The organism is Arthrobacter sp. ATA002 (assembly GCF_026898095.1).
Classification (GTDB): domain Bacteria; phylum Actinomycetota; class Actinomycetes; order Actinomycetales; family Micrococcaceae; genus Arthrobacter_B.
Genome location: NZ_CP114015.1, coordinates 1,800,306 through 1,812,227 on the forward strand (window position 1 = coordinate 1,800,306; position 11,922 = coordinate 1,812,227).

General features: G+C 66.1%; 9 protein-coding genes and 3 pseudogenes. 10 read left to right on the plus strand and 2 right to left on the minus strand.

Annotation, left to right across the window (positions count from 1 at the left end):
- Nucleotides 1–219 precede the first annotated feature (219 nt).
- The 9 genes and pseudogenes from OL239_RS08865 to OL239_RS08905 all read left to right on the plus strand — a co-directional run bounded on the left by OL239_RS08865 (nucleotide 220) and on the right by OL239_RS08905 (nucleotide 8,961).
- A pseudogene (locus tag OL239_RS08865) lies at nucleotides 220–986 on the plus strand (PhoH family protein).
- Complete coding sequence (gene ybeY / locus OL239_RS08870) at nucleotides 983–1,456, plus strand: rRNA maturation RNase YbeY (protein WP_268911514.1); 474 nt, start codon at nucleotides 983–985, stop codon at nucleotides 1,454–1,456. Before OL239_RS08865 ends, ybeY begins: the two are co-directional and overlap by 4 nt.
- Nucleotides 1,453–2,790 (plus strand): hemolysin family protein, encoded by a 1,338-nt coding sequence (locus OL239_RS08875; RefSeq protein WP_268911515.1) that lies wholly within the window; start codon nucleotides 1,453–1,455, stop codon nucleotides 2,788–2,790. Before ybeY ends, OL239_RS08875 begins: the two co-directional genes overlap by 4 nt.
- A complete protein-coding gene (gene era, locus OL239_RS08880; protein ID WP_268911516.1) occupies nucleotides 2,783–3,712 on the plus strand; it encodes a GTPase Era in 930 nt (309 codons plus the stop codon). The genes OL239_RS08875 and era overlap by 8 nt, the downstream gene beginning before the upstream one ends.
- 123 nt (nucleotides 3,713–3,835) lie before the next feature.
- Nucleotides 3,836–4,657: an LCP family protein gene (locus OL239_RS08885; RefSeq protein ID WP_268911517.1), complete on the plus strand. Its 822-nt coding sequence runs from the start codon at nucleotides 3,836–3,838 to the stop codon at nucleotides 4,655–4,657.
- A 352-nt stretch (nucleotides 4,658–5,009) separates the two neighbouring features.
- Nucleotides 5,010–5,369, plus strand: a complete 360-nt coding sequence (locus tag OL239_RS08890; RefSeq protein ID WP_268911719.1) for a LytR C-terminal domain-containing protein — start codon at nucleotides 5,010–5,012, stop codon at nucleotides 5,367–5,369.
- Nucleotides 5,370–5,535: 166 nt separating this feature from the next.
- A pseudogene (gene leuA, locus OL239_RS08895) lies at nucleotides 5,536–7,277 on the plus strand (2-isopropylmalate synthase).
- 88 nt (nucleotides 7,278–7,365) lie between these two features.
- Nucleotides 7,366–8,116: pseudogene (gene recO, locus OL239_RS08900) on the plus strand (DNA repair protein RecO).
- 2 nt (nucleotides 8,117–8,118) lie between these two features.
- Nucleotides 8,119–8,961: an isoprenyl transferase gene (locus tag OL239_RS08905; RefSeq protein ID WP_442864258.1), complete on the plus strand. Its 843-nt coding sequence runs from the start codon at nucleotides 8,119–8,121 to the stop codon at nucleotides 8,959–8,961.
- Here OL239_RS08905 and OL239_RS08910 read toward each other — a convergent pair.
- A complete protein-coding gene (locus tag OL239_RS08910) occupies nucleotides 8,958–10,031 on the minus strand; it encodes an alpha/beta hydrolase (RefSeq protein WP_268911519.1) in 1,074 nt (357 codons plus the stop codon). The two genes, OL239_RS08905 and OL239_RS08910, sit on opposite strands and share 4 nt — an antisense overlap.
- 117 nt (nucleotides 10,032–10,148) lie before the next feature.
- Here OL239_RS08910 and OL239_RS08915 point away from each other — a divergent pair, with 117 nt between their 5' ends.
- Nucleotides 10,149–11,219, plus strand: coding sequence for a quinone-dependent dihydroorotate dehydrogenase (locus OL239_RS08915; protein ID WP_268911520.1), 1,071 nt, complete (start codon nucleotides 10,149–10,151; stop codon nucleotides 11,217–11,219).
- A gap of 105 nt (nucleotides 11,220–11,324) precedes the next feature.
- Here OL239_RS08915 and OL239_RS08920 read toward each other — a convergent pair whose 3' ends face one another.
- Complete coding sequence (locus OL239_RS08920) at nucleotides 11,325–11,882, minus strand: DUF3043 domain-containing protein (protein ID WP_442864259.1); 558 nt, start codon at nucleotides 11,880–11,882, stop codon at nucleotides 11,325–11,327.
- Between the last annotated feature and the right edge of the window lie 40 nt (nucleotides 11,883–11,922).

Here is an 11,922-nt window from a genome sequence, read left to right on the forward strand (position 1 = left end):
ACTGAACACATGGTCCAGTCGCTGGGTGCCAATGACGAGGCACTCAAGATTATCGAAGCGGCATATCCGGAAGTCAGCCTGCACGTCCGGGGCAATGAGCTTTCCATCTCAGGTGCGGCGCCGGCCGTGGCTCTCACACACCGGCTGGTTACCGAGGTGCGGGTCCTCGCGCGCAGCCAGACCAAGGTCACCCCGCAGCTCCTGGAGCAGCTCATCACTATGCTCAGGGACCAGACGGCGCCGCGGCCGGCGGAAGTCCTGACCCAGAACATCCTGTCCAGCCGCGGGCGCACCATTCGGCCCAAGACGCTGAACCAAAAAAACTACGTTGATGCCATCGACCGGAACACCATCGTGTTCGGGATCGGGCCGGCAGGCACCGGCAAGACCTACCTGGCCATGGCAAAGGCCGTGCAGGCGCTGCAGCAGAAGGAAGTCAACAGGATCATCCTGACCCGTCCCGCCGTCGAAGCGGGAGAACGCCTCGGCTTCCTGCCCGGGACGCTCAGCGACAAGATCGACCCGTACCTGCGCCCCTCTACGACGCCCTGCACGACATGATGGATCCGGACTCGATTCCGCGGCTCATGGCCGCCGGAACGATCGAGGTTGCGCCGCTTGCGTACATGCGCGGACGCACCCTGAACGACGCGTTCATCATCCTGGACGAGGCGCAGAACACCACGCCGGAGCAGATGAAAATGTTCCTCACCCGGCTCGGGTTCGGCTCCAAGATGGTGGTCACGGGCGACGTCACCCAGGTGGACCTGCCGGGCGGAACCGCTTCCGGGCTGCGGATCGTGCACGACATCCTTGGCGATATTGACGATGTCTCCTTCTCCGAGCTGCACGCCTCGGACGTGGTGCGCCATTCCCTGGTCAGCAGCATCGTCACCGCCTACAGCGAATGGGACGAGTCCAGGCGCGCCGGTGACGCCGCTGCCGGGGGAAACCGCCGTTCCGCGGGACGGAGCAGCGCCAAGTGAGCATCGAGGTCAACAACGAGTCCGCGGTTGCCGTGGATGACGCCGAACTGGCCCGGCTGGGCCGGTACCTGCTGGAGAACCTCTATGTGCATCCGGAAGCGGAACTCTCCATCATCCTGGTGGACGAGGAAGCCATGGAAAAACTGCACATTGAGTGGATGGACATTCCCGGTGCAACGGATGTGCTCTCCTTCCCCATGGACGAACTGCGGCCGGGCGTCCCCGGACGCGTGACGCCGGCGGGCGTGCTTGGCGACATTGTGCTCTGCCCGCAGGTGGCTGCCGAACAGGCGGAAACGGCCGGACACAGCATGCAGGAAGAGCTGCTGCTGCTGACCACGCACGGCGTGCTGCACCTGCTGGGCTATGACCACGCCGAGCCCGAAGAAGAACAGGAAATGTTCGGCCTGCAGCGCGAGCTTCTCTCCTCCTACCTGGGCCGGGAGGCCCCGAAGGAGACGCGCAGTTGAGTTTTGCCCTGCTGATTTTCATGGCTGTGGCCTTCATGGTCCTGGCCGGGCTGCTCACCGCGGCCGAATCCGCGTACGGCTACCTGCCGCGGCATGAAGCCGAGGCACTGCTGAACGGCAAGGCCGGAAAACCGCTGCGCAGGATCCTGCAGCATCCCGTGGCACACATGCACGCGCTGCGGTTCTGGCGTGTCTGGTTCGAAATGGCCACTGCCGTTTCGGTGGCCACCCTGTTCCAGATGCTTCTGGACAACATTTGGCTGGCCGGACTGCTGGCAACGGTGGTGATGGCCGGAATCGGCTTCGTGCTCGTTGGCGTATCGCCCCGGCAAATCGGGCGTAAGCACGTGACCGGCGTCGTCGTCCTGACTGCCGGCATGGTGCGCCTTCTGCGCGTGGTGCTGGGGCCGGTGCCGGGCTGGCTCGTCCGCCTGGGCACCGCCGTCGCGCCGGGCACGCAGGGGCCCGATGCCGCCTTCTTCACGGAGGAGGAATTCCGTGAACTGCTGGACCGTGCGTCCGAAGCGGACATGATCGAAAATACGGAGGCCGAGCTCATCCACTCCGTCTTCGAACTGGGTGACACGAAGGTCCGTTCCGTGATGGTGCCCCGCACCGACATGGTCTGCATTGACGCCGGGTCCAGCCTGCGCCAGGCGATGTCCCTGTTCCTGCGCTCCGGTTACTCGCGTGTTCCGGTGATCGAGGACAGCGCCGACCAGATTGTGGGCATCCTCTACCTCAAGGATGTGGCTGCGCAGATGCACTCCAATCCTGCAGGGGCCACGGTCCGCCGGGTGGAGGAGGTCGCCCGCGGCGTCCGCTACGTTCCCGAGTCCAAGGCAGTGAGCGAACTGCTGCAGGAGCTGCAGCGCGAATCCACCCATGTGGCGGTGGTGATTGACGAATACGGCGGAACCGCAGGCCTCGTCACGCTGGAGGACCTGATCGAAGAGATCGTGGGCGAGATCGTGGACGAGTATGACTCCGAGCGCCCGGAGATCGAGAACCTCGGCGGAGGGCGCTACCGCATCAGCTCCCGCGCCGGCATTGGCGACCTCGGCGAACTGTTCGGCGTCGACCTCGAAGACGACGAGGTGGACACCGTGGGCGGCCTGCTGGCCAAGGCCCTGGGCCGCGTGCCGATTGTCGGCAGCGAGGTGGTGGTCGACGGCGTCGTACTCCATGCCGAGCGCCTCGAAGGCCGCCGCAACCGCGTGTCCCACCTCATCGCCTGGAAACAGCACCGCGACGCTGACACAGACGCACAACACGACGACGGCAGGGAACCCTCCCGCGTCCATTCAACAGAATTGGTACCCCGCAATGACTGATCCACAATTCCGCGCCGGCTTTGTCTCGCTCGTGGGCCGGCCCAACGCCGGAAAATCCACACTGACCAACGCCCTGGTGGGCCAGAAGGTGGCCATCACCTCCTCCAAACCCCAGACCACGCGCCACACCATCCGCGGGATCGTGCACCGCGGGGACTCCCAGCTGATCCTCGTGGACACTCCGGGCCTGCACCGGCCCCGGACACTGCTGGGCAAGCGGCTGAACGATCTGGTGGCCGACACCCTCTCCGAGGTGGACGCCATCGGCTTTTGCCTTCCGGCCAATGAGGCAGTGGGCCCCGGTGACCGCTACATTGCCAAGCAGCTTGCCGCGCTGAAGAAGAAGCCGGTGGTGGCACTGGTCACCAAGACCGACCTGGTGGACCGGGCGGCCCTGGCCAAGCAGCTCATGGCTGTGACAGCCCTGGGCAATGAGGTCCTGGGCGGGGCAGGATGGGCCGATATCGTGCCGGTTTCCGCAGCGGACGGCTTCCAAGTGGACACGGTCGCCGAGGTCCTCTCCGGCTACATGCCGTCCTCGCCGCCCCTGTACCCGGACGGCGAACTGACTGACGAACCCGAAGCGGTCATGGTCGCGGAGCTCATCCGCGAAGCCGCGCTGGAAGGCGTCCGTGATGAGCTTCCCCACTCCCTGGCCGTGGTGGTCGACGAAATTGTTCCCCGCGAAGGGCGCTCCGAGGACAACCAACTGCTGGACATCCGCGTGAACCTGTATGTGGAGCGGTCCTCGCAGAAAGCCATTATTATCGGCAAGGGCGGCGCGCGCCTGCGCGAAGTCGGCACCAACGCACGGCTGGCCATCGAAGCCCTCCTGGGCACCCGCATCTACCTTGACCTGCACGTCAAAATTGCCAAGGACTGGCAGCGGGATCCCAAGCAGCTGGTAAAGCTCGGTTTCTAGGCCCGCTGGAAACGCTGCCCTGACGTTTCCTGTCAGGGCAGCCGCGTACACTTGCACCATTCAGGTGCGCATCACCGTCGTTGACCACGAATCAGAACACGAAACATTGAAGGGGACCGGCTCATGTCATCTCGCCGTGCCGTAACGGGTGCCGGTCCCTCCGGAAACTCAGGATCCGGAGCATCCCGGGCGCAGCATCCGGGCGGCCGGCATCTCGGACGCCGGGGCGCCCCGCATCCCGTACTGCGCGCCGTTGCCCTCGCCCTTTCCCTGACACTGGTCTCGGGTCTGGTCTTCGTGGGCGTGCAGGTAGTCCGCCTGCAGAACAACCTCGACACTAAGCCGCTGAACCTCGGCTCGGACCAGGAATCTGCGGCGCCGGTGGATGCCAACACCGATCCGCTGCAGATCCTGATCCTGGGCACCGACAACCGTGAAGGCCAGGAAAGCAACAACTCCGACGTCATGATGCTCGCCAATATGTCGGCGGACCGGTCCCACGTAACGGTGGTCAGCTTCCCCCGCGACCTGCTGGTGCCGCTGCCGGCCTGCACCGACCCGGAAACCGGCACCACCTATCCGGCAATGGAGCTTGCCCAGATCAACGGTGCCCTGGGCAACGGCGGGCCCGGCTGCACCGTGGCCGCCATCAACGAGGTCACCGGCCTGAGCATCGACCACTTCATGATGGCCGACTTTGATGCGGTGAAGGAACTGTCCAACACCCTGGGCGGCGTCGAAGTCTGCGTCAACCAGCCGGTGGAGGACGAGCTGTCCGGGCTCAGCCTTCCCGCCGGCGTCAGCAGCGTCCAGGGTGACCAGGCCCTTGCCTTCCTGCGGACCCGCCACGGCTTCGGCAACGGCGGCGATGAGGGGGAGGATCCGGGCGCAGCAGAGCTTCCTGGCGTCCATGGTCCGCAAAGTTCAGGACGAGGGCACCCTTAACAACCTGCCCAAGCTCTACTCCATAGCCGAAACGGTCACCCGGAACCTGACTGTCGATAAGGAACTGACCAACCCGACGTCGCTCGACTGCCCTCGCGGGGCGCCTGAAGGATGTTGACCTCACCCGTGTGGCGTTCGTTACGGCCCCGGTAGTGCCGTACGAGTATGACAACAACCGGCTGGTGCTTGATGAGGCCGCCGCTGGACCGCTTTTCACCGCACTGGTGGAAGATCGGGACATTACGGCGCCGGCCCCGGGCCCGAGCCGGATGCGACGGCACCGGAGGGGGAATTCGCGCCCGTTCCGGAGGAACAGGCGCCGCTCTTCGACCCGGCGACCATCCCCGTCACGATCCTTGATGCCACCGGCGGGGCCGACGACGCCGGCACGGAATCCCGTGACCAGGCCCTCGCCGCCCACCTGCTCTCGGAAGGCTTCGCCCTGGCCTCAGCCGCCGGGCAGACCGCTGAGCCCAGCCCGGCCACCCAGATTTTCCACGGCCCCGGCTACCTGGAAATGGCCGAACAGGTGGCTGCTGCCCTTGGTGTTCCGCCGGTGCAGGTGATGGCGAGCAACTTGGTGGCCGGCGTCAGCGTGCAGGTGGGACAGGACTTCACGACGGGGACCACCGTGCCCGACGCCGGTGACCTGGGTGGCCTGACGGGCCAGACCGCGGCCCAGGTTACGTGCCAGACCGCATTCGGCAATTAACAATTGGGCAGCTCCCCGGGCTGCTGTTAGGGTGGTCACGTGCGCGCAGAGCTTCTCCTTCTTAGCTGCCGCGGCGGGGCCATAACCACCATATAGGCCGTCCCCCGCTGCGGAGTTTGTGTTGCCCGGCCGCTCTTCTGAACTTCTAGAAAAGGCCCCACCAGACATGCGAAATGCACAGCAGCCCTCGGGAATGCCCATCTCCAAATACGTTCCTTTCTCGGAACAGATCAGCTTTGAACTCCCGGACCGGACGTGGCCCGACAAGCTCATCACCCAGGCGCCGCGCTGGTGCGCAGTGGACCTGCGGGACGGAAACCAGGCCCTGATCGATCCCATGAGCCCCGAACGCAAGCACAAAATGTTCGACCTGCTGGTGAAGATGGGCTACAAGGAGATCGAGGTCGGCTTCCCTCCGCCTCCCAGCTGGACTTCGACTTTGTCCGCCAGCTGATCGAAGGTGACCGCATTCCGGACGATGTCACCATCCAGGTCCTCACCCAGTCCCGGGAGCACCTGATCGAGCGCACCTACGAGTCGCTTGAGGGCGCGGACCGGGCAATTGTCCACCTGTACAACTCCACCTCCGTGCTGCAGCGGAAGGTCGTGTTCAACACAGACCAGGACGGCATCGTCGATATTGCCCTCTCCGGTGCACGGTTGTGCCGGAAGTATGAGGAGCAGCTGCGCGGCGTCGACGTCACGTACGAGTACTCGCCCGAGTCCTACACCGGCACGGAGCTGGACTTCGCCCTGCGCATCTCGAACGCCGTGGCCGAGGTGCTGGAAGCATCCCCGGACCGGCAGATGATCCTGAACCTGCCGGCCACGGTGGAAATGGCAACCCCCAATGTCTACGCCGACTCCATTGAGTGGATGCACCGCAACCTCGCCAACCGCGACTCCATCATTCTGTCCCTGCACCCGCACAATGACCGCGGCACGGGCGTTGCCGCAGCCGAGCTGGGCTACCTGGCCGGCGCCGACCGGATTGAGGGCTGCCTCTTCGGCAACGGCGAGCGGACCGGCAACGTGGACCTGGTCACGCTGGGCATGAACATGTTCAGCCAGGGCATCGATCCCCAGATCGATTTCTCCGACATTGACCATGTCCGGCGCACCGTCGAGTACTGCAACCAGCTGCCCGTTCCCGAGCGTTCCCCCTACGGCGGGGACCTGGTGTTTACGGCGTTCTCCGGTTCGCACCAGGACGCCATCAAGAAGGGCTTCGAGTCCATGGAGAAGGACGCTGCGGCGGCCGGAACCACGGTGGACGGGATTCCGTGGGCCGTCCCGTACCTGCCCATCGATCCCAAGGACATTGGCCGCAGCTACGAGGCCGTGATCCGCGTGAACAGCCAGTCCGGCAAGGGCGGAGTGGCGTACCTGCTCAAGAGCGAGCAGAACCTGGACCTGCCCCGGCGCGCCCAGATCGAATTCTCCGGCGTTGTCCAGCGCCGCACCGACACCGCCGGCGGCGAGGTCACCGGCGCCGAACTGTGGAAGGTGTTCCAGGACGAGTACCTGCCGTGCACGCCGGAAACCGGCGGTGAGCCGTGGGGTCACTACGCTCTTTCCTCGGTCAACGCGGACACTGCCGAAGACGGTTCGTTCAAGTTGACCGCGGCGCTGATGAACGGCGGGGTGCAGCAGAAGCGCACCGCCTCGGGCACCGGCCCAATCGCCGCCCTGCTGGAAATCCTGGGCGAGGACGGCATCGATGTCCGGCTGCTGGACTACACCGAGCATGCGCTGTCCGCCAGTGGAAACGCTGCCGCAGCAGCGTACGTGGAACTGGCCGTGGGGGAGCGGGTGCTCTGGGGTGTGGGAATTGATTCCAATACCACCATGTCGGCGCTCAAAGCCGTGATTTCCGCGGTCAACCGGGCGATCCGCGACCGGTCCTGATTTCCCGAAAAGACCGCGGCAGGCGCGCCCGGCAGCCTTATATTCCCGGGTGCGCCCCGCTTGCCGCCGGACGTGGGAAAATAACACGGTGGCAGGAAAATCATTTGCTTCCCGAACATACCGGGACGAGGGCGTCATCCTGCGTACCCACAAGCTGGGTGAGGCGGACCGCATCCTGGTGCTGCTGACGCGCAGCCGCGGCCAGGTGCGGGCCGTGGCCAAGGAGTGCGCCGGACGTCAAGCAAGTTCGGTGCCCGGCTGGAGCCGTTCATGGTGGCCGACCTTCAGCTCTCCTCCGGACGGAACCTGGATATCGTGACGCAGGCTACCACTCTGGGCGCGTACGGACACGGGATCGTCTCCGACTATGCGCGCTACACCGCCGCGGCGGCCATTGCCGAAACCGCCGAGCGGCTTACCGACGTCGACGGCGAATCCGCCAACGCCCATTACCACCTCGTCATCGGCGCCCTGGCTGCGCTGAACCGCGGAGCCCACGCCCCGGAACTGATCCTGGACTCCTACCTGCTGCGCGCCCTGGCCACCGCAGGCTGAGGCCGAGCTTCACGGACTGCGCCCGCTGCGGCGCGCCGGGACCGCATTCGGCGTTTTCCCCGGCGCTGGGCGGCGCGGTGTGTCCGGTCTGCCGCCCGCCGGGCGCCGCATCGCCCTCGCCGGAAACCATGGTGCTCCTGGCGGCCCTGCTGTCCGGCGACTGGAGCACCGCCGACGGCGCCGGGCAGCAGCCCCGGCGGGAGTCGGCCGGTCTGGTGAGCAGCTATCTTCAGTGGCACCTGGAACGGGTCGTCAAATCACTTCAACATGTGGAGCGTGTCTAAGCTTGCGTTCAAAGTCCCCTTCCCAGGGCTCCGGCCCGGTTTCGCGTCCGGCACCGCACCCCTCCGGTGCAGTGCCGCCACCGGTTCCCGCCGAGTTCGTGCCGCAGCACGTGGCCATTGTCATGGACGGCAACGGACGCTGGGCCAACCAGCGCGGACTGCCCCGCACGGAGGGCCACCGGGCCGGCGAAGCCGCGCTCCTGGACGTGATGGCCGGTGCGGTCCAGATGGGCATCCGGCACGTCTCCGTGTACGCCTTCTCCACCGAGAACTGGAAGCGTTCGCCCGAGGAGGTCCGCTTCCTCATGGGCTTCAGCCGGGACGTGCTGCGCCGGCAGCGCGACCAGCTCAACGAGTGGGGCGTACGGATCCGCTGGTCCGGCCGGCGCCCGCGGCTCTGGCAGTCGGTGGTGAAGGAACTGGAGACCGCCGAGGAAGTGACCCGGAACAACACTGTGTGCACCCTGAACATGTGCGTGAACTACGGGGGGCGGGCGGAGATCACCGACGCGGTCTCCGCGATTGCCGCCGACGTCGCCCGGGGCACGCTGCGCCCGGGCTCCATCACGGAAAAGACCATCCAGAAGTACTTGGACGAACCGGATTTGCCGGATGTGGACCTTTTCCTGCGGACCTCCGGCGAGCAGCGTCTGTCCAACTTCATGCTCTGGCAGTCCGCGTACGCCGAGATGGTCTTCATGAACACCCTGTGGCCCGACGTCGACCGGCGCACCCTGTGGGAGGCCGTGGAAATCTACGCCCGGCGCGACCGCCGGTACGGGGAGCGGTGGACCGGGCGGCACCGGCGCAGCCGTAGGCCCCGTCCAGCCGCAGAGAGCCGTTAGCTTTTCAACAGGAAAGCGCGCGCCCACTGTTCAAGCTTGCCGTACACCCGGCGCCGCACGGGGCCGGCCGAGAGCAGCACGTCGTGCAGGGCGTTCTCGAAGCGGTACACGGTCACCTGCGGGCCCAGCAGCAGGCCGCGCTGCACCATCAGGTTCACGTCCAGGACGCTGTCCGAGGTCTTCATCGTCTCGTTCCAGGAAACGGCCACCGTGGACCTGGCTGACGCCAGCAGCAGGATCGGCACCCGGATATCCAGCCCCCGCGCCACCTGGGCATGACCGCTGAGCACCGCGCTGATCCAGCCGACCCGGATCGGCCAGCTTGCGGGCGGCCGCAGCTGCGGATCCAAGTCCCATTCGCCGTCGCCCTCGCTGCTGATGCTGCGCCAGTAATTGGTGAGTTCGGGGACTTTCAGCCGGGCCTTCGGCCGCATCCGGGCGAGCGGCTCCAGCAGGGATGCGGTGGCATTGCGCACCACCCACGAGCCGCCGAGCTCCAGCCATGGACTGTTCAGGATTAGAGCCTCGATGCGTCCGGGGTTGCGGTGGGCCCACAGGGACGCGACCAGTCCACCGGTGGAGTGGGCCATCAGGGAAATCCGCACCGGGGTGCCGGCGCCGCGGTGTTCCCGGATGTGCGCTGTTATGGCTGCAATCGCAGCCTCAATGTCGGCGTCGTACTCCTGCAGGTCCAGCGTGAAGCCCTCGGACTGCCCGGGCCGGAGACTCCGGCCGTATTTGCGCAGGTCCAGGGCATAGAAGGCGACGCCGAGCCCGGCCCAGAAGTCCGCCAGTTCCGTCTGAAAGAAGTAGTCGCTCCAGCCGTGGATGTACAGGACGGCGTGAACGGGTTCGGGTTCCACCGGCGCCCGCAGCCCGTGCAGCAGCTGCCGGACGCGGCCGGTAATGGACGGCGGGGGCGGAGGCTTGGGGGTATATGACACCAGCGTGGCTACCACGGGCCCCTCGTCGTCTTCCCCCAGCTCCAGCGTCAAATACCGGTAGCCGTCGCCAAGGATGTCCGGCTTCCACTGCGGGCCGCCGGGCCCCGTGCCTGTATCACTAGCCATATATTGAGAGTAGCTGTCCGTGGGCCGGGTGCCGGACCGGACGGCGGCTGAACCGGCCGCGGAACACCGGAGCAACCGGATTTGGTGCAGCGCCCGGGTAGTGCAAGCATAAAAAGTATGCGCGTTTATCCTGCCTTCTTTCGTGCCGTTTTTGCCGGCATGGACCCGGAAAAGGCACACACCATAGGCTTCGACCTGATCAAACTGGCCGCAGCGACTCCGGCCGGGCCGCTGATGCGCCGGCTGATGCGTCCCGCTCCGGAGCTGCGGGTCCGGGCCCTGGGACTGGATTTCCCCTCTCCATTCGGTCTGGCCGCCGGATTCGACAAGGAAGGATCCGGCATCGTGGCCCTGACCAACATGGGCTTCGGCCATGTGGAGGTCGGAACGGTGACGGGACGGGCCCAGCCGGGGAATCCTCAACCGCGGCTCTTCCGCCTCGTCGAGGACCGTGCGGTCATCAACAGGATGGGCTTCAACAATGACGGCGCCGCTGCCGTGGCTCCCCGTGTTGCCGCCGCACGGCAGGCCCTGGAGGAGACCTGGGGGAGCCATCGTCCGGTCATCGGCGTCAATATCGGCAAAACCAAGTCGGTGGACCTGGCGAACGCGGTCGACGATTACCTGATCAGTACCCGTGAGCTGGCACCGCACGCCGATTACCTGGTGGTCAACGTGTCCTCCCCCAATACCCCCGGGCTGCGGCTGCTGCAGAACATCGAGTCACTGCGGCCGCTGCTCTCCGCAGTGGCAGCGGCCGCCGACGACGCCGCCGGACGGCACGTGCCGCTGCTGGTGAAGATCGCCCCGGACCTCACGGACGACGACGTCGACGACGTTGCCCGGCTGGCCCTGGACCTGGGCCTTGACGGCGTCATTGCCACCAACACCACCATCACCCGCGACGGCCTCGCGACAGATCCGCACAAGGTCATCGCATGCGGCGTGGGCGGCCTGAGCGGAGCGCCGCTGCGGCGCCGTTCACTCGAGGTGCTGAAGCGGCTGCGCGCGGGCCTGGGCGAGGACGGGCCGGTCATCATTTCAGTCGGAGGCGTGGAGTCGGCCCGCGACGTGCATGAGCGCCTCAGCGCCGGTGCAACCCTGGTGCAGGGCTACACCGCCTTTCTCTACCAGGGGCCGTTCTGGGCCGCACGCATCAACCGGCGGCTGGCCCGGCTGCTGAAATAGCGGCAGGACCACCTGATTGATGCAGGACCACCTGCAGGCAGCAAAAATGAAGGGCCGCTCCAAAGAGCGGCCCTTCATTTTGGTTTGCCAACGGGCAGTGCGCTGTTACTCGGGCTTTTCGCCGCGCTTAACCAGGGCCTTGGGCAGACGGAAACGGCGCAGCTGAAGCGCCCGGGAAACGCCGTACCACACGTCGCCGCGGTTGGGTTCGCCGAATTTTGCGGTCAGGCGGCGGCGGAGCAGCGAACGCAGAATGAACGAATCCAGCACGACCGCCAGGATCAGCACCCAGAAAGCGAGCATGACGATGCTCTGCACGGTGAGGTTCGGGATGAAGCTGACCACGACGAAGACAAGGGCCGCGATCATCACAAACTCTCCCAGGTTCCAGCGGGAGTCCACCACGTCGCGGATAAACCGGCGCTGCGGTCCCTTGTCGCGCAGCGGCAGGTAGCGCTCGTCGCCGGTGTCCAGGGCGGCCCGGGTCTTCAGCCGTTCTTCGCGCAGGGCCTCGCGGTTCGCGTTCTTCGCGGCCTTGCGGTCGGTGGGAACCAGCGGGCGCTGACGCGCGGCCACCTGGTCCCGGCGCTTGGGCGTGGGTACTCCCTTCCCCGCAGCGGTGCGGGTTGAGCCGGTCTGGGCTGCAGCAGCAGCCTGGTCCACAGTTTCCTGCGCGGTGGGCGCTTCATTCTTTCGTCCAAAC

What these genes read in the sequence shown, in the direction of transcription:
- era (WP_268911516.1), top strand. Translation starts at nt 2,783, where the DNA reads ATGACTGATCCACAATTCCGCGCCGGCTTTGTCTCGCTCGTGGGCCGG.
- OL239_RS08885 (WP_268911517.1), top strand. Translation starts at nt 3,836, where the DNA reads ATGTCATCTCGCCGTGCCGTAACGGGTGCCGGTCCCTCCGGAAACTCA.
- OL239_RS08910 (WP_268911519.1), bottom strand. Translation starts at nt 10,031, where the DNA reads ATGGCTAGTGATACAGGCACGGGGCCCGGCGGCCCGCAGTGGAAGCCG.
- OL239_RS08915 (WP_268911520.1), top strand. Translation starts at nt 10,149, where the DNA reads ATGCGCGTTTATCCTGCCTTCTTTCGTGCCGTTTTTGCCGGCATGGAC.